The sequence below is a fragment of the Brevundimonas sp. 'scallop' genome (assembly GCF_011045535.1).
Lineage (GTDB): Bacteria > Pseudomonadota > Alphaproteobacteria > Caulobacterales > Caulobacteraceae > Brevundimonas > Brevundimonas vesicularis.
Genome location: NZ_CP039382.1, coordinates 715992 through 737029, shown reverse-complemented (window position 1 = coordinate 737029; position 21038 = coordinate 715992). Strand labels below are relative to the sequence as shown.

Sequence of the window (21038 nt, the reverse complement as noted above, 5' to 3'; positions counted from 1 at the left end):
GCCATTCATGGAAACGCCCGATGCTTCGCCCCCTTCTGCTCTCCGTCGCCTTCGCCGCTGTCGCCGGCTCCGCCCTGGCCCAGTCGCAACCCTACGAGCAGATCAGGCCCGCCCCCCAGAACTGGACCGTCGATCTCGGCGCGGGCGTCCTTTATCGCAACGACTCCAACGGCGACACGGGCTCCAAGACGACGGTCGCCCCGTGGGTTTCGGCCAACTATCGCGACCTGGTCTATCTGAACCCGATCGACGGCCTGGGCTGGAACGCGATCAAGACCGACGACTTCCGCGCCGGCCTGCAACTGCGCCCGCGCTTCTCGGCCGATGATATCGAGGGCCTGACGCTGGATCGTCCGGGCTTCGGCGCCGACCTGGCCGCCTACGCCTACAAGCGTCTGCCCGGCAATGTGGTGGTCGGCGGTCGGATCAGCCGCGACGTGTCCGACGTCAGCGAGGGCACGGAATACTATGCCTCCGTCGGTCATCAGCGCGTGACGTCGGTCGGCCTGCTGAACGCCTCGGTCTATGTGCGCGGCGGCGATTCCAAACTGGCCGATGCCTACTATGGCGTCAGCACCGCCGAGGCGGCCGCCAACGGCATCAGCGCTTATTCCCCCGGCGGCGGCCTGCAGGGCGCGGGCGCCAGCCTGGTCCTGCTGGTCCCGATCGGCGACAAATGGGGTGCGGGCGGCCTGATCAACTACGAACGCCGCCTGGGCGACGTGGCCGACAGCCCCCTGTCGCAAAGCGACGACGCCGTCCGCACGGGCGTCTTCATCGCCCGTCGCTTTGGCGGCTAATAGCAATGCGACGGCTGCGAATGCGGCCGCCGCTTTTTGCCATTTGATCAGGTAGCCGCGAACTCGCTGAGCGCGTCGATGACGGCGCGGTTCTGGTCTTCCGTGCCGATGGTGATGCGCAGGGCCTGGGGCAGGCCATAACCGCCGACAGGGCGGACGATGATGCCCTTGGTGTTCAGATAGTCGTTGGCGGCGGCGGCGCGCTCGGCGCCGTCGAACAGCACCAGCACGAAGTTGCCGGCGCTAGGCAGGACGTTCAGCCCAAAGCCGCGCAGGGCCTGGGTCAGGCGCGGCTTCCAGTTCGAGATCAGATCGCGCGACGCCGTCTGGTGCGCCTCGTCCGACAGGGCGGCCGTCGCGGCCTCAAGCCCCGGCACCGAGACGTTGAACGGCAGGCGGATACGGTCGATGGCCTCGGCGACCTTCAGCGGCGCATAGCCGAAACCGATGCGCAAACCGCCCAGGCCGTGGATCTTGGAGAAGGTGCGGGTGACGACGATGTTCTCGGCGTCCTTGGCCAACGGGAAGGCGGTTTCCCAGTCGGCCTCGGTCACATACTCAGCATAGGCCTCGTCCACGACTAGGATGATGTGGGCCGGCAGGGCGGCGTGCAGGCGGCGGATTTCCTCGCCCGTATTGTAGCTGCCAGTCGGGTTCGACGGATTGGAGACATAGACGATTTTGGTGCGGTCATCGACCTGGGCCAGGAGCGCATCGACTTCGGCCTTGAAGTTCGGCTCGGGCGCCAGCTTGACCTGGGCTTCGCAACCCAAGGCGCTGATGCGGTAGGCGAGAAAGCCGTACTGGCCGCAGACGATGTTGTCGCCCGCCGTCAGATAGGTCTGGTTCAACAGGGCGAAGACCTCGTCCGAGCCATTGCCGAAGATCAGCCGCTCGGGCTCCAGCCCATGCAGTTCCGACACCGCATTCCGCAGCTTGGTCGCCCGGCCGTCGGGATAGATGTGAATGTTCTTGATCGCCGCCTCATAGGCCGCACGCGCCTTTTCGCCCGCGCCCAGCATGTTCTCGTTGGAGGACAGCTTCATCGGTTCGGCGACGCCGGCGATGGACGACTTGCCGCCGACATAGGGGGCGATGTCGAGGATGCCGGGCTTGGGGGCAGGGCCGTGTGGCGCGGTCGCGTCGGTCATGGAAAGCCTTGATCTCAGAAGATGGGGGCGGCGCCGATCACGCCGTTCATTCGTCCGGGCGCGCTCTTCAGCCGCCCGTCGTCGACCTGCACATAGCCCGTCAGCATGAACAGCTTCAACCCGCCCGCCGCCGCCAGCGGATCGGCGACCAGTCCCGCGTCGCCCAGGGCATCCACGATCTTGGTCTCGGACCAGCCGCTGTCGGTGACCCAGAAGCTGCGGTCGTCGCCCGTGGGGCCGGACATCTCTTTGGACACAACGAAGGCTTGTGGCCGGCCGCGCCGGTCGTCCGGCAGGGCGGCGACGATCTTCAGTTCGGGCCGCGCCAGCAGGCGGCCCCACCACGGCCGGTCGGGCGACAGGTCGATCACGGCGCGCGAGCCCGCCTCGGCCGCCTTCAACGCCTCGTCGGCGGACAGGGGCCGCGACCGCAGGCCATAGCGGTCCGTGGCCAGGGCCTGGGCCACGCCGCCGCAGACGACCAGCGCGGGTCCGGTCGCCACCTCGATCCGGCCCCACACCGCCTTGACCGCCGCACCCTCATCGGGCGAGGCGCCGTCCAACAGTTGACGCAGGGCGATGGCCGAGGCGTCGGCTCGGTCGCGCGGACCGGCGGCGACCCGCGCCCGCACCGCCTCGACCAGGGCGCGATCCAGCGCCAGCAGGGCGTCGTCGGCTTCGGGTTCGTCCAGCAGGGCCATCAGAACAGCTTGGGCGCCGGGGCCAGCGGGAAAGGGCCGAGCCAGGTGCGGCCGTCGCGGAAGACCAGCGTCAGCGGCAGCTGTTCCTGTCCGGTCGCCTCGGCCGCGCCCGCTGCTGCTGCGGCCCCGGCCGCGCCGATCCGGTTGACCGGTCCCTGACGCGTCGCCATCAGGCCAGCCAGGGCGGGCAGAGGCTTTTGCGCCTGGAGCTGGACCTGACCGGTCAGCCGGCCGTTCGCATCGGCTCTCAACACGTCGCTGGAGAGGGTCGCACGGCTGTCGCCGGCCTGCAGATCGCCGCGCACATTGCGGAACGTCCCGCCCGCCTTGGTCCAAGCCGAGAAGACGCCCACCGCGTCGCCGCCGGTCTTCAGCAGGCTGGCCTGGCCGATCTCGGCCTCCAGCTGGGTCGTCAGGCGGCCGTCCTGGGCGAAGCCCTCGACGGGGCCGTCCGCCCGCCCCTGCCCGTCCACCAGACGAAACATGACATCGACGTCGTCGGTCGGCGCGGTCGAGCCCTCCAGATGCGGCCGAGCATAGAAATCGATCCGCGCCGCGCGAGCGATGGGAAAGGGTTCGGCGCCGGTCTGGGCCGTGAAGACCGGATTGACCATCTCCAGCGCCAGGTTGGGCCAGCGTTGATCGATGCCGCTGGCGCTCATGCGGATGGCGTCGCCCTTGACCGCGACCTCGCCCTTGCCGGCGCGGGTCAGCATCAGGCCTTGCGGAGCCACCACCACCCATTTGGTCGGCTGATAGGCGTTGGCCTCTGCGGTCAGTTCGGTCGCCTTGATCGCATGGCCCGACGGCGCCTGAACGATCAGGTTCGTCAAGGCCACATGGGTGCGAAACGGCCAGCCGTTGATGGATTTGTCGGCGAAGCGAATGTCCCAGCCAGCGTCACGCAGGCTCTGGACCTGGGCCTCCAGCCGCGTATCGATCTGGCGCGTCAGGAAGATCCACCATCCCGTCCAGGCCGCCAGCGCGATCAGCACCAGGATGAAGGGCGCATACAGGCCCTTGCGGCTGTGTCGCTTGGTCGTCGAGGCGTCGGTCATGCCGGACCTATAGCGCGCCGCACCTGGCGCTTCTAGGCGGTCAGGTCGGCCAGCACCGCCTTCGCCGCCCGCCGCGCATCCTCCGGCGCCAGACCCAGCAGAAGCCCCCGCTGACCGCCGTTGATCAGGACCTGATCGAACAGGATGGCGGTTGCGTCCATCGCGGTCGCCACGGCCTTTCGCTGGCCGAACGGGCTGACCCCGCCGACCTTGTATCCGGTCAGCCGTTCGGCGTCGGCCGGCTTCATCATCTGGGCCGACTTGGCCCCCAGCACCGCCGCCAGCTTCTTCATGCTGACCTCGCAGTCGGACGGCACGATGACGCAGGCCGGAGCGCCATCGACCAGGACCATCAGCGTCTTGAACACCTGCTCTGGCGCCACGCCCAACGCCTCGGCGGCCTGCAGACCTATGCGCGGCGCGTCGGGATCATAGTCGTATGGAAACAGAGCGAAGGCGACGCCGGCCTTGGTCAGGGCGACGGTCGCGGGCGTGGTCTTGGACATCCTACGTCGTCTCTGGGTTCAGGAAGCTGCGGGTCAGTTCGACCGCATCGGCCAGGCCCATGCGCTGGACCTCGGTTCCCGGCGGCAGGCTGGCGAACAGGCGGGTGGGGGTGGCGGCGTCCAGCATCAGGAACACCCCCTTATCGTCGCCGCGCCGGATCAGCCGGCCGAACGCCTGGGCGATGCGGGCGCGGGCCAGGGCATCGTCATAGCCCTTGCCTCCCAACCGCTCGCGCCGCGCCTTGTGCAGCAAGTCAGGGCGAGGCCACGGCACACGGTCGAAGGCCAGCACCCGCAGCGACCGTCCCGGCACGTCAACCCCGTCGCGCACGGCGTCGGTGCCCAAAAGGCAGGAATTTTCCTCGACCCGGAACATGTCCACCAGCGCCCCCACCTCCAGCGGATCGACGTGCTGGGCATAGAGCGGCACGCCCGATCGCGCCAGATCCGGCCCCAGCCGCTCATAGACCGCCTTCAGCCGGCGAATGGCGGTGAACAGGCCCAGGCCCCCGCCGCCCGCCGCCAGGAACAGTTCGCGCATCGCGGCCGCCGTCTGGCGCGGATCGTCCTTGACCAGGTCGTTGACGACGATGACCCGGCTGTTGGCGGCATAGTCGAACGGGCTCTCGACCTTCAGGGTGCGAGGCGGTTCGATCAGACGCGCCGAGCCGGTCCGCAGCCGCGCCAGGTCGAACGGGTCTTCCTGTAGGGGATCGGACAGGGTGGCGGAGGTCACCAGCACCCCGTGCGACGGCACGATCACGGCGGCCTCCAGCGGAACCGTCGGGTCGATCCAGTGGCGACGCAGCGCCACGTCGTGGATGCGGCCGAACGCCGTCTCGGCCGACAGCCAATCGACGAAGTCGGGATCGGGCTGATCGCCGCCGTCCTCCAGCGCCGCCAGCATCGACCGCCACCCCGGCAGAGTCATGCGCGCGCGCCGATCCAGCCCGCGCAGCGCCCCCTCGATCCGCGACCGTTGCGATCCGTCCAACTCGGCCGCCTCGTCGTCGAGGATGTCCTCCAGATGCCGCGACAGGGCCAACAGCGGCGCCTCGATGGCGGCCAGGGCCTGGGCGGCCGCGCGCGCCGTTTCGGCGACGGGATCAGTCACCGGCTTCAGCGCGCACTCCATGCCGAACTCGGGCCCGCCCCCGAATCCGCCATTGCTGTTGGTCTCCGCCGTGCGGGCGCGCAGCTGGTCCAGGGCGGCGGCCAGGAAGGCTTCGATCGGGCCGATCGGATTGACCTCGCCCGAGGCCGGCGCGACGCGGCCCGACACGCCTTCCCCCGGCAGGGCGGCGGAGGCGCGGATGGCGTCCTGCAGCGCCTTCATCGCCGCCTCATTGTCGTTGACCATGTCGCCCAGCCGCTGTTCCAGCCCGCGACCGCGACGCCCCCGCCCCTCCGGTCCTCGGATCCAGCGGCGCAGCTCGGCCGCCTCCTGGCCCGACAGGCAGGCGGAAAAGGCGCTGTCGGCGGCGTCGAACAGATGGTGGCCCTCGTCGAAGACGATCCGCTTCAGCGCCGCCGTCTCACCGTCCTGCTTCTGGCCCCGCGCCGACCGCGCACCGTCGAACGCCGCCTGGGTCAAAACGAGGGCATGATTGGCGATGACCAGATCCGCGCGGCGGCTGGCGCGGATCGTCTTTTCGACGAAACAGGTGCGGTAGTGCGGGCAGGCAGCATGGACGCACTCGCCCCGTCGATCCACCAGATTGGCCGCCCCCGCCGCATGGGCGGCCGGCATGGCGAACAGGCCGGGCAGCCAGCCGGGGAAGTCCCCGCCGGTCATGTCCCCATCGCGCGTATGCAGCGCCCAGCGCCCGGCCATCGCCAGGCCGATCAGGTCGCCATTCCCCAGCTGGGCCGCCTGGACCATGTCCTGCAGGTTCAGCACGCACAGATAGTTCTCGCGACCCTTGCGGATCACCGCCTTCTTCTTGCGCTCGGCCGGATCGGGCCACAGCGAATGGCTCTCGCGGTCGATCTGGCGCTGCAAGGCGCGGGTATAGGTCGAGATCCAGGCCGCCCCCTGGTTCCGCTCGGCCCACAGCGAGGCCGGCGCCAGATAGCCCAGCGTCTTGCCCGTGCCGGTCCCCGCCTCGGCCAACAGGACACGCGGCCGCCCCTCCTCGTTGCGTGGCGAAAAGGCGAAGGCGGCCTCGGCGGCATAGTCGGACTGGGTCGGACGCGTCTCGTCCAGGCCCGAGGCCTGAAGCAGCTTCTCCAGCCGGATGCGGGCGCTCTCGCTGTCGACCGGGGCCGAGCCCGCCTCGCCGCGCGGCGCCTCGTCCTCCCATTCGGTCAGGCGCGACCAGACGTCCAGACCCGACCCGCGATGCTGGCGCGCGCGCACGCCGCCGGCCTCCAGCGCCTGAACCACGCGCTCGCCCCAGGCCCAGCCCGCCCGCTGCATCGTCAGCGCCAGGACATAGGCCGCCTCGCGCTCCGGATAGGCCGGATCGGCCAATTCGCGCAGCAGCAGTCCCGCCGCCTCACGCAGGGCCGCCGCCTGTTCCTCCGCCGACTTCGGCTCGGCCAGACCCAGCGACAGCGCCAAGCCCGTCGGCGACGGCGCACAAAAGCGCGCCGGTCGCACGAAGGCGTAAAGCTCCAGCACATCCATCAACTCAGACGATCGCGGCGGCGGCGTCAGCCCCAACCGGCGCGCCGTCAGCGACGCATGCGCCACCATCACCGGCCCGGTGCTGAAGAACCCCTCGGCCGCCCCGCGCCCGATCTTCCTGGCCCCCGCCTCGTCGCCCACAGCCCCTGCGCCCGGCGGCGTTGCGAGCGCCGGCGGCAAGTCCGCCCACGGCTGGGCGCCGCTCAGGCGGGTTTCGGAAATGACGGATTCGTCGGACACGTCCGATAGATAGCGAGCCTGGGGCTGAAACGGAACGGGAACATGCTATATCCCGTCCGTGACGACCGCCGCCGCTCCCGCAACGCTTCCGCCCCTGTTCGCCGACTGGTTTGCGTCGCGCGGCTGGGCCCCCCGGCGACATCAGCTGGAGATGGTCGCGGCGGGTCAGGCCGGCAGCCACGCCCTGCTGGTCGCGCCCACCGGCGGCGGCAAGACGCTGGCGGGGTTTCTGCCCAGCCTGATCGACCTAGCCGAGCGCGGACCGAAGCCGGCGACCGGGCCGGGGTCGGGCGTGCATACGCTTTATCTGTCGCCGCTGAAGGCCCTGACGACGGACGTCGAGCGCAATCTGATGACCCCGATTCGCGAGATCGGGTTGAACATCCATGTCGAGACGCGGACCGGCGACACCAAACAATCCAAACGCCAGCGACAGCGCGATTTCCCGCCCGACATCCTGCTGACCACGCCTGAGCAGCTGGCCCTGTTCTGCGCCTGGGAAGGCGCGCGTTCCTATTTCGCCGATCTGAAGTGCGTGGTGCTGGACGAGGTGCATGCGATCTGGAGCGGCAAGCGGGGGGACCTGCTGTCGCTCGGGCTGGGCCGCTTGCAGAGCTTCGCACCCGACATGCGCCGGGTGGGTCTGAGCGCGACCATCGAGGATCCCGATCTGATCCGGGGGTGGCTCAGTCCCTCGCCCGGCGTCGCGGACGTGGCCTTGGTCCGCGGCGACCCCGGCGCGCCGGCGGTCATCGACGTGCTGATCTCAGAGGGCAAGGTCCCTTGGGCCGGCCACACCGGCCAGCACGCGATCCCGGAGGTCTATGCCGCCATCCAGCGTTCGACCCTGGCGCTGATCTTCGTCAACACCCGCTGGCAGTCGGAGTTTGTGTTCCAGCAGCTGTGGGCCATCAACGACGAAAATCTGCCCATCGGCCTGCACCACGGCTCGCTTGCCGCCGAGCAGCGGCGCAAGATCGAGGCGGCCATGGCGCGCGGCGATCTCAGGGCCGTGGTCTGCACCTCGACGCTGGATCTGGGAATCGACTGGGGCGACGTGGATTTGGTCATCCAGATGGCCGCGCCCAAGGGCTCCAGCCGCCTGGTCCAGCGGATCGGCCGCGCCAACCACCGCCTGGACGAGCCGTCTCGCGCGCTTCTGGTGCCCGCCAGCCGGTTCGAGATGCTGGAGTGCCAGGCGGCGCGCGAGGCCGTCGCCGACAACGCCTTCGACTGGGAGCCGGTCCATATCGGCACGCTCGACACTTTGGCCCAGCACGTCATGGGCGTCGCCTGTTCCGAGCCGTTCGACATGCAGGTCTTGTATGACGAGATCACCGGCTGCGGCCCCTATCGCGCCCTGATGTGGGAGCAGTTCGAGGAGGTGGTCGATTTCGTCGCCACCGGTGGCTATGCGCTTCGCACCTATGACCGGTTCGCGCGCATCGTGCGCACGCAAGACGGCCGCTGGAAGGTCCGAAACCAGCGTATCGCCCAGCGCCACCGCATGAATGTCGGGGCCATCGTCTCGGCCGGAACGCTGAATGTCCGCGTCGCCAGCCGTCGGGGCGGCGCCTCGCGCCAGCTGATCGGCGGCCGCAAGGTGGGCGAGGCCGAGGAGTGGTATTTCGAACAGCTGACGCCCGGCGACACCTTCCAGTTCGCCGGCCAGACCTGGGCATTTCAGGGCATCACCGGGACCGACGCCCTGGTCACCCACGCCAATGACAGCGACCCCAAGATCCCATCGTGGGGCGGATCGAAGTTCCCGCTGTCCACGTCCCTGGCCGACCGGGTGCGTACCATGATCCACGACCGCGACCACTGGCGCGTCCTGCCGCCCGACGTTCAGGAATGGCTGGAGTTGCAGGAAGCTCGGTCCGTCATTCCCGACGCCGAATCCATGCTGGTCGAAACCTTTCCGCGCGGCAGCCGGCATTTCCTGGTGGCCTATCCGTTCGAGGGCAATCTGGCCCACACCACCCTGTGCATGCTGCTGACCCGGCGGCTGGACCGGATGGGCGTCGGGCCGCTGGGGTTCGTTGTGACCGACTATTCGCTGGCGATCTGGTCGATCAAGCCAATGGATGCGATCGATCTGGACGCCCTGTTCCAGCCGGACATGCTGGGCGACGACCTGGAAGCCTGGCTGGAGGAAAGCTTCATGATGAAGAGATCCTTCCGCAACTGCGCCCTGATCTCGGGCTTGATCGAACGCCGCCAGCCCGGCGCCGAAAAGACCGGCCGGCAGGTGACCTTCTCCACCGACCTGATCTACGACGTGCTGCGCCGCCACCAACCGGACCATCTGCTGCTTAAGACCGCCCGCGCGGACGCCGCCTCCGGCCTGCTGGACGTGGCGCGCTTGGGCCAGATGCTGACCCGCATCGAGGGGCGTATCCGTCACCAACCCCTGAGCCGCGCCTCGCCCTTCTGCGTGCCCGTTCTGGTCCAGATCGGACGCGAGCGGGTCAGCGGAGACGCCGCCGAAATGATCTTGGACGAAAGCGCCGACCTGCTGATCGCCGAGGTCATGGACGACGCCGAGCCAGAATCCGCCGCATGAACGCCGCCCTGCGCCAAACCCTGTCCCCGGCCCGTAAGATCTGCGGTTCGCTGAGCGTGCGGATCGCGGGAGAGGCCTGCGTGCTGCGCTGTTCCGGAGCGATGTGGGTTCCGGCCTACGGCGCCCTGATCGTCGCGGATCTGCATCTGGAAAAGGGCTCTGCCTTCGCCGTGCGCGGCCAGCTTCTGCCGCCCTATGACAGCCGCGCCACGCTGGACAGGCTGGAAGCCGAGATCGTCGAACTGAACCCCGCCATGGTCGTGCTGCTGGGCGACAGTTTCCACGACACAAAGGCCATTCCCCGTATGGCGGCCGACGACCGGGCGCGTCTGGATCGTCTGGCGGCCGGGCGCGATTGGCTGTGGCTGGAAGGCAATCACGACCGCGAGGCGCTCGCTCGCGATGCGGACACGGCATCCCGCCTGCCCGGCCGGATTGTCGGCGATATGGCCTTGGGCGCGTTGCGCCTGACCCACGAGCCGGAGGCTCTGACCGCCGACGACGACCGTCGTGGCGAGGTCGCGGGCCACCTGCACCCCGCCGCCAAGGTCGCCGCCTATGGACGCGGCGTGCGCCGTCCTTGCTTCGTCACCGACGGATCACGCATCGTCCTGCCCGCCTTCGGCGCCTTCACCGGCGGGCTGAACGTGCTCGATCCCGCCATCGCCGACCTGTTCGCCGCCCCTCCCTTGGCCGCCGCCCTGGGACGTGACCGGGTTCACGCCCTGGATTGGGCGATCCTGCGATAGTCTGTTCGTAAAGCGTTCAGCACGTCGCTTCACCGCATCTTGGCGGAAGGCGATGCAGGATGACGGCGATCAAGGTCACGGACACCCGTCTCATGCTCACGCCCCGTCGCATCGTCATGGCCGCCCGTCTCGGCTTCGCTCTGGCAGCCTTGGGCATGGCGGTCCTGATGCTGGGCCCATTTCAGGGCCTGGAGCAGGTCTTCGGCCTGAACGACAAGGCCGCCCACGTCATCGCCTTCTATGGCGTGGCCAGCGGCCTATTCCTGATCGCGCCGAACCAGCGCCGCGACGACCTGGCCCTCTATGTCATCGCCGCCGCCTTCGGCGCCGAACTGCTTCAGGCCCTGACCGGCCGCAGCGTCTCCGTCATCGATTTCCTGGCGGGCGCGGCCGGCGTCGCCGCCGCCTGGGCGCCCGGCCGGATCGAACAGTTGCGCCAAGCCTTCCGCCGCCACCCGGATATGACCCTGGCCGAGATCGACCGTCTGGATCGCCGCCTGCGCCGACGCCGCGTGGAAACCAGCCGCCCGGGCATCGCCGTCGTGCGGCCTTAGGGCTCCAGCTCGATGTCCCAATAGAGGTAGTCCAGCCAGCTCTGGTGCAGATAGTGCGGCGGGAAGCGTCGGCCGGCGTCCTGTAGCTGCCAGGCGTTGGGGCGATAGGGTTCGCGGCGGATCGGCATCATGGCCTGGCGCGGCGTTCGTCCGCCCTTCGCCAGATTGCAGGGGCTGCAGGCCGCGACGATATTGTCCCAGGTCGTGCGTCCGCCCTGTGAGCGCGGGATGACGTGGTCGAAGGTCAGTTCGGCCGACTGACCGCAGTACTGACAGGCGAAGCCGTCGCGCAGAAAGACGTTGAAGCGGGTGAAAGCCGGGCTGCGGTCCTGATCCACATAGCTGCGCAGCGCGATCACGCTGGGAAGCTGCATCTCCATCGATGGCGAGCGGACGACCTTGTCATACAGGGACACGACGTCCACGCGGTCCTGATAGACCGCCTTGACCGCCTCCTCCCACGGCCACAGCGACAGCGGATAGTAGGACAGCGGCCGGAAGTCGGCGTTCAACACCAAGGCGGGAAAGCCGGAGGGCGGTCGATGGAGAACCTGCATCAGGCCCTTCCGCGCGGACGGGGGGATTTTGAGGCGACAGAGGTGAGGACACGTCTCCTTCCCTAGTCTTGTGAGATCAGCCTACCCCTGATTCCCGCTCATCGCCATGACCAGTGTGCAGCGTTTTCGTGACGTCCTGCCTCAGACCCGGCGCGCATGGGTCGGGAACCCCGGCAGGGTCCAGCCCCAGCGCAAGGCGGCCGCGCGCAGCAGGAAACCCGACAGCGCCGCGACGATGGCGGCGGGCCAGACGCCGACGCCCGGCGCTCTCAAGACCATATAGACAGTCGCCGCCAGGATCGCGGCCGTGACGTTGATCTCTCGCCGCAGCAGGATCGACGGCTGACCCGCCAGGGTGTCGCGCACCACCCCGCCGAAACAGGCCGTCAGCGTGCCCATGACGATGCATATCAAGGCCGGCGCCCCGGCCGCCTCGGCCTTGGCCGCCCCCATCACGCCATAGGCCGCGAGACCCACGGCATCCAGCCACAGCAAGGCGCGGAACCGCCAGTCGCGCTGCCCCACCAGCCATAAGGCCGTCGATGCGAACAGACAGACCGCCAGATAGCGCCAGTCCTGCACCCAGAAGACCGGCAGGCCCAGCAGCAGGTCACGCAGCGTCCCGCCGCCCACGCCGGTGATGGCGCCGAAGAAGGCGAAGGTGACGACATCGTGCTTCTCGCGCGCGGCGGCCAGGGCGCCGGTGGCGGCGAAAACCGCCACGCCGGCGAAATCCAGCGCGGTCAGCACGGTCTGCGGATTGCGCAACGGTTCGGTCAGAGCGGGATCGAGCGGGGTCATGCCGGCGCATCCAGCGCGATCTCGCCGCGCTTCACGCCCGTGTACCAGGCCCACAGCAGGTGGGTGGCGACCGCACGATAGGGCCGCCAGATCTCGGCGCGGGCATAGGCCCCCTTCTGATCGGGCCGCACCTCTGCGCTGTCCGCCCAACGGATCGCCTCCTGCAAGGCCACGTCGCCGCCGGGGAAGACATCCAGCCGCCCCTCGCACATCATCAGATAGGCCTCGGCCGTCCACAGGCCCACGCCCTTCAGCGCCGTCAGGGAAGCGATCGCCGCCTCGTCGTCCAGATTGGCCAGATGCTCCAGATCGATCTCGCCCGCGATCTGCGCCCGCGCAATCCCCTGACCATAGGTCGCCTTCTGTCGCGACAGGCCCATGCCGCGCAGCTGCTCCAGATCATGCGCCAGCAACAGCTCGGGCGTGATGCCGCCCATGCCTTCACGCAGCCGCGCCCAGACCGAAGCGGCCGAGGCCACCGACACCTGTTGCTCCACGATCATGCGGAACAAGCCTTCGAACCCGCCAACTCTCAACCGCCATTCCAGCGGCGGCGTCTGGGCGTCCACGCGCACGAGCGCCGGATCGGCGGCGACCAGCGCGCGACGCGCGGCGGCGATATCATCAGGCGTGGGTGCGAGCGGCATTCGCCATGCTTACGACCCGTCGCGCTTGTCGGAAAGAGCGGGGGCGCCGTTGAGGGCCGCAAACCGCTAAGGACCGTCTTGATGTTCGCCACCCGCTTCGCCCCCTCGCCTACCGGCCGCCTGCACAAGGGCCACGCCTTTTCGGCCCTGACCGCCTGGACGGCGGCGAAGTCGGCGGGCGGGCGGTTCGTACTGCGCATCGAGGATATCGATCCGACGCGATGCCGGCCGGAATATGAGGCGGGCATTCTGGAGGACTTGGCTTGGCTGGGTCTGGATTGGGAGACGCCGGTCCGGCGCCAGTCGGATCATCTCGGAAAGTACGCCGCCGTGATCGAAAATCTGCGTACGCGAGGCCTGCTCTATCGGTGTTTCCGCACGCGCAAGGAGATCCTAAGCGCCATCGGCGACGCACCGCACGGAGCGATGGAGGCGGCGAGGCCCGGTCCGCATTCAGCAGACGAGGAGGCGCGACTGCTGGCCTCGGGCGCTCCGTTCGCCTGGCGGCTGTCGCTGGATCGGGCGCGCGAAACTCTGGGCGAGGCGGCCTGGAACGGCCTGAGTTTCGTCGAGAAGGGCCAGGGTCCGAACGGCGAAACCGGCGTCTTCGCCGTCGATCCCGAGGCGGCGGGCGATGTGGTCCTGGCGCGCAAGGATACGGGCGTCGCCTATCATCTGGCCGTGACGCATGACGACGCCTTGCAGGGGATCAGCCATGTGATCCGGGGTCAGGACCTGTTCGAGGCGACCCATGTGCAGCGGCTGATCCAGACCCTGATGGGCTGGCCCGCGCCGACCTATTGTCATCATGCCTTGCTGACAGGGCCGGACGGGCGGCGCTACGCCAAGCGCGATCGCTCGATCACCCTGGCCGAGCTGAGAGCCGGCGGATTGACGGCCGCCGCCCTGCGCGCCGAGCTGGGCTTTAGCTCCGCCGGCTGAAGATGCGCGAGGCGCCATAGCCGGTCAGGGCGGCCAGCACGACGCACAGCACGCCGTACAGCCATGGCCGACGGTGGGCGAACTCATAGATGTCGCGCTCCAGCCCGACCTTTTCGACCGTCAGCGTCAGGTTCGACACCGACTGCGGCTCGCCGTCCTGAAACAGCCAGACCTCGGCGTAGTATTTTCCGGTGGGCGCGACGGTCGGCAGTTTGACCTCGGCGCGGAACAGGCCCCGGTCCACGAACTCGACCCCTTCGGAATCGGTGTCGTAGAGGGCGGCGGCTTCCTTCAGCCGGATCACCGCGCGGCGCCAGTCCAGATAGTCGTCGCCCAGACGACTGACCACCACATCGCGCACGCCGTAGCGGGTGACGGTGCGGCTTTCCTCGGGCGCGTCGATGCGCAGGTGATCGACGCCGACGCCCAGCCGGCGCAGCTGGCCGAAGTCCGCGATGTCGCTGAGCGGGCGCGTCGAGGCGGTCATGTAGAAGCCGGGCGCACCCTCGAACAGCACCGGCCGGCTGTTCAGCCAGACACCGGACGTGCGGGTCTTCTTGACCAGGCGGATCGGCGCGTCCGGCCCCCGCACCACCACCACGACGTCCGCCGGCTCTGGCGTCGGATTGAACACCGCGCCGTAGAGGACGATGGACGCGCCCCGGAAACTGCTGTCGACCCGGACCTGGGCGTCGGTCAGGGCGGCGGCGACACGCAGGTCGCCGGTCGTCGCTTCGGACCGATCGAGCGGCGGGGCCGCGACAGCGGGCGGAGGGGGAGGAAGCGCCTGCATCAGTCGGCGATCCCCGGCGCGATCATGAAGATGTCATTGGGCCGCACGAACAGATCCAGCCCCATCTGTATCCCGACCAGCAGAACGATCAGGCCTAGCGCCGCCCGCAGTTCCTCGGCGCGGAACCGCCCGGCGAAGCGCGCGCCGATCTGGGCGCCCACCACGCCGCCCAGCAGCAGGATGGTGGACAGGACGATGTCGACCGTCTGGTTGCGCCCGGCCTGAAGAATGGTGGTGATGGCGGTGGTGATGATGATCTGGAACAGGCTGGTGCCCACCACCGCGCCCGCCCGCATGCGCAGGATATAGAGCATGGCCGGCACCAGGATGAAGCCGCCGCCCACCCCCATGATGGCCGACAGGACGCCTGCGAAGACGCCCAGGCCGAACGGCGGCAAGGCGCTGATATAGAGGCCCGACTTGGGGAACTTCATCTTCAGCGGCAGACCATACAGCCACATCGGCCGCCGACGCTGCTTGTGCGGCGCAGGCAGCCCCCGGCGGCGGCGCAGGATCTCGGTCAGGCTCTCGTTCAGCATCAGAATGCCGATCGCGCCCAGGAAGACGAGATAGGACAGGGCCACGACCAGATCGGCCTGGCCCAGCAGGCGCAGGTAGCGAAACAGCTCGACCCCCGCCAGGGCGCCGGCCGCGCCGCCTGCCGCCATCACCGACCCCATCTTGAAATCGACCGAACCCGCCCCGGCATAGCGGATGACGCCCGACGTCGAGGAGGCAACCACGTGGCTGGCCTGGCTGGCGACGGCGACGGTCGGTGGGATGCCCAGGAACACCAGGATCGGCGCCATCAGGAAGCCGCCGCCGATGCCGAACAGGCCGGACACGAATCCGACCACCGCCCCCAGGATCACCAGGGTCGGCCAGTTCACCGAAACCTCGGCGATCGGCAGATAGATGTCCAAAGGACGCGCCTTCGGCTGGAGCGGACACAAGAATCGCCGTCAGGCGGGCGAGGTCGGGGACGACCGGGCGACCGATAGCCGCCCGGCGCCTAGGAATCTAGCCTGTCGCCTGGGTTTGGGCCTGAGACTGACCCTGCGACTGGGCCACGAAGGCGTCGGCGGCGGTGCGGGCCGCGCGCTGGGCCGTGGCGCTGGCCGTCGGACGCAGGCGCGTCACGGCGGCCTGGGCCTCCGCATCCCCGCCGCGCGCGGCGATCATGTACCATTTCAGCGCTTCGGTCGGATTCTTGGCCACGCCGTCGGCGCCGGTCTCATAGATGCGCGCGACATTGTACTGGCTGTCCGGAAGACCGCGCTCGGCCGCGTTCAGCAGCCAGGTCAGGGCCTCGGCCTGATTGGTCGCGCCACCGTCGCCTTCATAGAGCTGCATCCCATACAGATGCATCCCGCGCGGATCGCCGCCCTCGGCCGCGCGACGGCCCCACTGACGGCTTTGGGCCGGATCGGCGGGCACGCCATTGGCGCCGTCCAGATACAGCTGACCCAGATAGGTCTGGGCGGGGGCGTAACCCAGGTTGGCGGCGCGCTTCATGCCGTCCAAGCCAGAGTTGTCGCCGGCCTCCAGCTTGCCGATCGCCGCCTCATAGTCCGCCGCGCCGGGGCCGCCGATGTCGAAGGTCGCTTTCGGACCGGTCGGCGTCACCGCCGACGCGGCCAGCGGCATGGCGCCGTTTGTCGTCGAGCCGCCGCCGAAGCTGGGCATCTCGAAGTCCGGGGCGTCGCCGTCGGTCAGGGACAGATAGCCATATACGCCGCCGGTCAGGGCGACCGCCGTAACCGAAGCCAGAAACGCCTTCTTGACCGTCGATCCGTCCTTGGACGCCTGTCGGTCCAGCCGTTCCTGCAGCTTGGACTTGCCGCCGCGCTTCAGGCCGAAGCCTGACCGGGGCGCAGGTTCCGGTTCAGCCGGCGCGGTGATTGCAGCCCGGGCGGCGTCGATGGTGCTGCGGGTCGAGGCGGCGCGGCCGGCGGCGGCGGCGGCTTCCATGCTGGAGCGCAGCCGGCGCGGATCCACAAACTCAGTCTCGCCGCCGAAATCGTCGTCGTCCGCGTCTAGTACCGCGGCGTCACGCTTTTCGGCCGGTGCGGTCGAGAAGCCCGGCGACGTCGCCTCCAGCGCATCCTCGACGTCGGCGCCGCCGAAACCGCTGAAGGGCTGGATGATGGGTTCGACGCCGTCGGGATCGACCTGGCGCATCGGCATGTCGTCGGTCAGCGCCTCGGCGGGCTCGGCCTCGGTCTGACCGACGGGCGCCGATGGGAAGGGCGCAGCGGTCGCGACTTCGGGCGTCACCGGATCGCTGGACCAGGCGTCCTGGTCGGTGAAGGTCTCATCGGGGAAGGCGGCGGCGCGCCAGTCGCCTTCGATGGATGCGGACTGGATCGGCGCCTGTATGGTCGCCGAGGCGGCGCGTTCCAGCACCTGTCGCGCCGGGGTCCACGCGGGCTCATTGTCCAGCGGCTTGTCGCGGATCGGCGTCGGCGCGCGGGCGTCGATGCTTTCGCGGGCCTCGGCCAGCAGACGGGCGGTGCGCTCCTCGCTCAGACGCATCCGCTCGGCCAGTTCGCCCGAGGCGCGATCGTAGCGCTGCTCGATCTTGTCCGAGCTTTCCGACAGGCGTCGGCCGATGTCTTCGAGCGCCTGCTGCGAGCGGCGCTCGGACTGGGCGATGCGATCGCTGAGTTGGTCCGAGATGCGGGTGATCTCACCGCCCAGCTTCTCCAGCGCGATGGCGTGGCGATCGTCGCTGGCGGTCAGGCGTTGGTCGACGCGGTCGACGTGGCGGGCGAACTCCTGATCCAGACGCCCTGCGCGGCGGGCGACCTCGGTTTCAATGGTCTGGCTGACGACGTCGGCGGCGGCGCGGGCGACGGCTTCGGTGCGACCGTCGTTGTCCGTCTCGACCTTCTTGACCCGCGCATTCAGGTTGCGGGCGATGCGCAGGACCTCGCGGCCCATGGCTTCAAGACCGATGGCGCCCTTCTCTTCGGACGCCTTCAACTGATCGCCGACGGCCTGGACGGCGCGTTCGATGCGGTCGATGCGCGCGCCGGTTTCGGCGGCGTCCAGACGCTGCATCATTTCGGCGCGATTGTTGTCGATCTGACGCGACAGGCTTTCGGCCAGCTTCTCGAAACGGGCCAGGTCGCGCGCGCTTTCCGGCTCGACGCGGCTTTCGGCCGTCCGCATCCGCTGGTCCAGTGCGGCGAACGAGCGTTCCAGCGTCTTCAGGGCTTCGGTCGTGCGGTTCTGGGCCTCGTCCAGACGCGCGCTGACCTGGGCCAGCATTTCCGTGCCGACGCCGGGGCCGGCGGCCTTCTCGACCGCCTCCATCCGCTCGCGCAGATCGCTGACCCCCAGACGCTGGCGTTCCTCGATGTCGTACAGGCGCCCGGTCAGCGCGCCCAGGGAGGTCTCGATCTTGCCGAAGGCTTCCTGGGTCGACGGGCCGGTGTCGCGTTCGAAGGCGCGCAGGCGGCGATGCCCTTCGCGCAGTTCCTCGGCGATGTCGTCGATGCGGCGGGCGGCGCCCTGGGCCTCGGCCTCCTGGCCGTCCAGCCGGCGCATCAGGCCCGCGACGGCCTGATCCACGCCCTGAATGGCGACGGTCGAGCGACGTTCGGCGGCTTCCAGCCGTGCGGCGATCACATCGATGGAGGCGCTGATCCGCTGCTGGCTGTCTTCGACCTCATAGGCGTCGTCCAGACGACGGCTGCGGTTGCGGCGTTCGTATTCGGCGGCCTGGGAGCGACGCGGCAGGGTGGCGTAACCCTCCTCCTCGTCTTCCATGATCATGGAGTTGAGCCATTCGCCCAGCGTCATGCCGGACCGGCGCGCCAGATCCTTGGCGACCTCGCGTGCTTTGGGATCGATTCCCTTAACGCTCCACGGCGCTGCAGCGCTCACTGATTCGTCTCCCGGCCCATGCGACGAAGGCTATACCGTCAATATCGAGGGTGTAAACTGATGGTTAACCGCAATATCTAGCAGCGATATCCCAATCCTGTGGACATCACGCCAGACAGCCGGATTTGTGAATCATCTCGGTTAACGCGGCATGAAGATTAACCTCCCAGCAAGGGTTCGCTTGCCAAGCGGCGCGGCTTTCGTCACCTGCGGCGCATGAGCCTGACCACCACCCTCGTCCTGCTGGGCGTCGCCCTCGCCGTCATGGTCTTTTGCGGATGGCGCGGCGCCCGGCCGCCAGATCCGTTCAAGGGACCGCGCCTGATGCCGTGGCGGTTCCTTATGGTCGGCGCGGCGGCGATCGCCATGCTGCTACTGATCCACCTGGCGACGCTGTTCGGCGCCGAGCGTGCGCCTTGGATACCCGGCGCCTAGAGCGGGAACCCGATTACGGCCGGTCGGTTGAACCTTGCGAACCACTCAAGGAGAGACCACGTGTCCGACAAACTGACCCCCGCCGAGGCCGAGAAGGAATTCTGGAAGAGCCTGAAGGAGTCCAACACCGGCATGCTGGGCATCGATCGCCCCGGCTATCACCACCAGCCCATGACCGGTTTCGGCGAGGACGAGACGGGTACCATCTGGTTCTTCACCCGCGACGACACCGATTTCGCCCGCGACGTCGCCGGCGGCGGCCAGAACGGCATGTTCTGCTATCAGGCCAAGGACGGCAAGGTTCAGGCCTGCATCCACGGCCGCCTGGCTATCGATCAGGACCGCAGCCGCATCGAGAAATACTGGAACCCCGTCGTCGCCGCTTGGTACCCCGACGGCAAGGACGACGCCCACCTGACCCTCGTCCGCTTCGACGCCGACGACGGCCGCGTCTGGGTGTCCGACAAGGGCGCTCTCGGCTTCGGCTATGAAGTTCTCAAGGCCAACCTGACCAAGAGCGTCCCGGATGTCGGCGGCGTGTCGGACGTGAAGCTGTAAGAAGACTGATTACTAATCTGTCGTGATCTGGAAAAGCCGGGCAGCGATCCCCGGCTTTTTACTGTCAGCAGCCAGATATCCGCTCGACCCCGGATATTCGCGAGCGGTCCACTCCCAACGCATCGAGCCGATCGGCACACTCCAGAAAAACATGATCGTTCGAGGCCAAGCGGACGATCGCGTCGTCAGCTGACGGCCAGAACTTGGCTCTTATAAATCCGACGTTGACCTGCTGGCCTTGGCGCAGCCCTCTGACCAGCGCCAAATCAACGCAGGCCTGGTCACGATCATAAGGGTTGCATCGCGACGCGTGATTGCGGCCCTCTCTGTCAGTGATCACGAGCACCGGCAGCCCCTTGTAAGACGATACGCCGACGCGACCTTCAACGGTGACGGCTTCATAAAAGAACTTGCCCGGATCAAGCGTCGGCGCCGCCGCGGTGAAGAGCGCGAAGGCGCCGACCGAAACAGCCAGAAGCATTACAACGACAAACCAGAAGCGCGACGCGGTCGACATCGCCTTCCAGTCCTCCAATGTCATCCCCCGAAGCACCAGGCCAAAACGGCCTTCTGGGCGTGGATGCGGTTTTCGGCCTCGTCCCAAACCAGCGAGCGCGGCCCGTCGATGACGGCGTCGGTGACTTCCTCGCCACGGTGGGCGGGAAGGCAATGCAGGAAGACCGCTTCGGGATCGGCGAGATCCATCAGGGCTTCGTCGACGCCGTAATGTTCGAACGCCGACAGGCGCGCCTCATAGTCCTGATCCCCCATGGAGACCCAGGTGTCGGTGACGACGACGTCGGCGCCCTTGACCGCCTCGCGCGGATCGCTGGTCAGGGTGACGGCGTCGCCGCCCTTGGCCAGGTCGCGAAGATCCGGGTGGTATTCCGCCGGGCAGGCGACATTCAGATGGAAGCCGAACTTGGGCGCCGCGTGCATGAAGCTGTGGCAGACGTTGTTGCCGTCGCCGATCCAGGCGATCGTCTTACCGGCGATCGGTCCGCGATGCTCTTCGATCGTCTGCAGATCGGCCAGGATCTGGCACGGGTGCGAACGGTCGGTCAGGCCGTTGACCACCGGCACGGTCGAGACGCGGGCGAACCGCTCGACATCCTCGTGATCGTTGGCGCGGATCATCACGGCATCGACCATGCGCGACAGCACGCGGGCGGTGTCCTCCACCGGCTCGCCGCGCCCCAGCTGCATGTCGGAGGCCGTGGCGATGATGGACGAGCCGCCCAGCTGGCGGATCGCCGCGTCGAAGCTGAACCGCGTGCGGGTCGAGTTCTTCTCGAAGATCATCGCCAGAACGCGGTCCTTGCCCGGCGCATCGGCGTCGGCGCGACCCTGGAGCCAGCCCCTGCGGGCGGCCTTGCGGGCATGGGCGTCGTCCAGGATGGCGCGCAGATCCGCCGCGTCCAGCCGGTGGATGTCGAGGAAGTGCCGGACCATATGTCTAG

Annotated in this window: 20 protein-coding genes; 7 read left to right on the top strand and 13 right to left on the bottom strand. The window is 68.5% G+C overall.

The features are described 5' to 3' along the window. The first annotated feature begins 20 nt into the window (after nucleotides 1–20). On the top strand, nucleotides 21–800 hold the full coding sequence (locus tag E4341_RS03595; RefSeq protein ID WP_112863418.1) for a MipA/OmpV family protein: 780 nt from the start codon (nucleotides 21–23) through the stop codon (nucleotides 798–800). 47 nt (nucleotides 801–847) lie between these two features. Here the strand turns inward: E4341_RS03595 and hisC are convergent, their stop codons facing one another. From hisC to E4341_RS03570, 5 genes are read right to left on the bottom strand one after another with little or no spacing between them, the layout of a single operon-like run. After that, entirely contained in the window at nucleotides 848–1951 is a 1104-nt protein-coding gene (hisC, locus tag E4341_RS03590) for a histidinol-phosphate transaminase (RefSeq protein WP_165115216.1), read from the bottom strand. Between the two features lie 14 nt (nucleotides 1952–1965). Further along, on the bottom strand, nucleotides 1966–2652 hold the full coding sequence (locus tag E4341_RS03585) for a hypothetical protein (protein WP_165115214.1): 687 nt from the start codon (nucleotides 2650–2652) through the stop codon (nucleotides 1966–1968). Further along, on the bottom strand, nucleotides 2652–3710 hold the full coding sequence (locus E4341_RS03580) for a DUF2125 domain-containing protein (protein WP_165115212.1): 1059 nt from the start codon (nucleotides 3708–3710) through the stop codon (nucleotides 2652–2654). Before E4341_RS03580 ends, E4341_RS03585 begins: the two co-directional genes overlap by 1 nt. A gap of 32 nt (nucleotides 3711–3742) precedes the next feature. Then, nucleotides 3743–4216: a Cys-tRNA(Pro) deacylase gene (ybaK, locus tag E4341_RS03575; RefSeq protein ID WP_165115210.1), complete on the bottom strand. Its 474-nt coding sequence runs from the start codon at nucleotides 4214–4216 to the stop codon at nucleotides 3743–3745. Between the two features lies 1 nt (nucleotide 4217). Next, on the bottom strand, nucleotides 4218–7085 hold the full coding sequence (locus E4341_RS03570) for an ATP-dependent DNA helicase (protein ID WP_165115208.1): 2868 nt from the start codon (nucleotides 7083–7085) through the stop codon (nucleotides 4218–4220). 151 nt (nucleotides 7086–7236) lie between these two features. Here E4341_RS03570 and E4341_RS03565 point away from each other — a divergent pair, with 151 nt between their 5' ends. From E4341_RS03565 to E4341_RS03555, 3 genes are all read left to right on the top strand, one after another. After that, nucleotides 7237–9651: a ligase-associated DNA damage response DEXH box helicase gene (locus E4341_RS03565; RefSeq protein WP_240893652.1), complete on the top strand. Its 2415-nt coding sequence runs from the start codon at nucleotides 7237–7239 to the stop codon at nucleotides 9649–9651. After that, nucleotides 9648–10400 carry a ligase-associated DNA damage response endonuclease PdeM gene (pdeM, locus tag E4341_RS03560; RefSeq protein ID WP_165115204.1) on the top strand — a complete coding sequence of 251 codons (753 nt, stop codon included), beginning with the start codon at nucleotides 9648–9650 and terminating at the stop codon, nucleotides 10398–10400. The genes E4341_RS03565 and pdeM overlap by 4 nt, the downstream gene beginning before the upstream one ends. 92 nt (nucleotides 10401–10492) lie before the next feature. Further along, nucleotides 10493–10954 carry a hypothetical protein gene (locus E4341_RS03555; protein WP_165115202.1) on the top strand — a complete coding sequence of 154 codons (462 nt, stop codon included), beginning with the start codon at nucleotides 10493–10495 and terminating at the stop codon, nucleotides 10952–10954. Here the strand turns inward: E4341_RS03555 and E4341_RS03550 are convergent. The 3 genes from E4341_RS03550 to E4341_RS03540 all read right to left on the bottom strand — a co-directional run bounded on the left by E4341_RS03550 (nucleotide 10951) and on the right by E4341_RS03540 (nucleotide 12959). After that, nucleotides 10951–11511 carry an HNH endonuclease gene (locus E4341_RS03550; RefSeq protein WP_026108602.1) on the bottom strand — a complete coding sequence of 187 codons (561 nt, stop codon included), beginning with the start codon at nucleotides 11509–11511 and terminating at the stop codon, nucleotides 10951–10953. The genes E4341_RS03555 and E4341_RS03550 overlap by 4 nt on opposite strands. Before the next feature lie 141 nt (nucleotides 11512–11652). Continuing rightward, nucleotides 11653–12312 (bottom strand): trimeric intracellular cation channel family protein, encoded by a 660-nt coding sequence (locus E4341_RS03545; protein WP_066552818.1) that lies wholly within the window; start codon nucleotides 12310–12312, stop codon nucleotides 11653–11655. Further along, nucleotides 12309–12959: a DNA-3-methyladenine glycosylase gene (locus E4341_RS03540; RefSeq protein WP_165115200.1), complete on the bottom strand. Its 651-nt coding sequence runs from the start codon at nucleotides 12957–12959 to the stop codon at nucleotides 12309–12311. The genes E4341_RS03545 and E4341_RS03540 overlap by 4 nt, the downstream gene beginning before the upstream one ends. A 78-nt stretch (nucleotides 12960–13037) precedes the next feature. Here E4341_RS03540 and gluQRS point away from each other — a divergent pair, with 78 nt between their 5' ends. After that, a complete protein-coding gene (gene gluQRS, locus E4341_RS03535; protein WP_205751348.1) occupies nucleotides 13038–13901 on the top strand; it encodes a tRNA glutamyl-Q(34) synthetase GluQRS in 864 nt (287 codons plus the stop codon). On the opposite strand, the gene E4341_RS03530 is transcribed toward gluQRS, so the two are convergent. From E4341_RS03530 to E4341_RS03520, 3 genes are all read right to left on the bottom strand, one after another. After that, the gene (locus E4341_RS03530) at nucleotides 13885–14694 is read right to left on the bottom strand and encodes a TIGR02186 family protein (protein ID WP_039244008.1); all 810 of its coding nucleotides are present in this window, start codon (nucleotides 14692–14694) and stop codon (nucleotides 13885–13887) included. The genes gluQRS and E4341_RS03530 overlap by 17 nt on opposite strands. Continuing rightward, entirely contained in the window at nucleotides 14694–15617 is a 924-nt protein-coding gene (locus tag E4341_RS03525) for a sulfite exporter TauE/SafE family protein (RefSeq protein ID WP_017506607.1), read from the bottom strand. The genes E4341_RS03530 and E4341_RS03525 overlap by 1 nt, the downstream gene beginning before the upstream one ends. Nucleotides 15618–15714: 97 nt before the next feature. Next, nucleotides 15715–18585, bottom strand: a complete 2871-nt coding sequence (locus E4341_RS03520) for a hypothetical protein (protein WP_240893609.1) — start codon at nucleotides 18583–18585, stop codon at nucleotides 15715–15717. 216 nt (nucleotides 18586–18801) lie between these two features. Between E4341_RS03520 and E4341_RS03515 the strand changes: the two genes are divergently transcribed. Next, complete coding sequence (locus tag E4341_RS03515) at nucleotides 18802–19020, top strand: hypothetical protein (RefSeq protein ID WP_045810644.1); 219 nt, start codon at nucleotides 18802–18804, stop codon at nucleotides 19018–19020. A gap of 60 nt (nucleotides 19021–19080) precedes the next feature. After that, nucleotides 19081–19578 carry a pyridoxamine 5'-phosphate oxidase family protein gene (locus E4341_RS03510; RefSeq protein WP_091750666.1) on the top strand — a complete coding sequence of 166 codons (498 nt, stop codon included), beginning with the start codon at nucleotides 19081–19083 and terminating at the stop codon, nucleotides 19576–19578. Nucleotides 19579–19642: 64 nt separating this feature from the next. On the opposite strand, the gene E4341_RS03505 is transcribed toward E4341_RS03510, so the two are convergent. Then, nucleotides 19643–20119 (bottom strand): hypothetical protein, encoded by a 477-nt coding sequence (locus tag E4341_RS03505; protein WP_165115196.1) that lies wholly within the window; start codon nucleotides 20117–20119, stop codon nucleotides 19643–19645. After that, the gene (gene argF, locus E4341_RS03500; RefSeq protein ID WP_165115194.1) at nucleotides 20116–21030 is read right to left on the bottom strand and encodes an ornithine carbamoyltransferase; all 915 of its coding nucleotides are present in this window, start codon (nucleotides 21028–21030) and stop codon (nucleotides 20116–20118) included. Before argF ends, E4341_RS03505 begins: the two co-directional genes overlap by 4 nt. Between the last annotated feature and the right edge of the window lie 8 nt (nucleotides 21031–21038).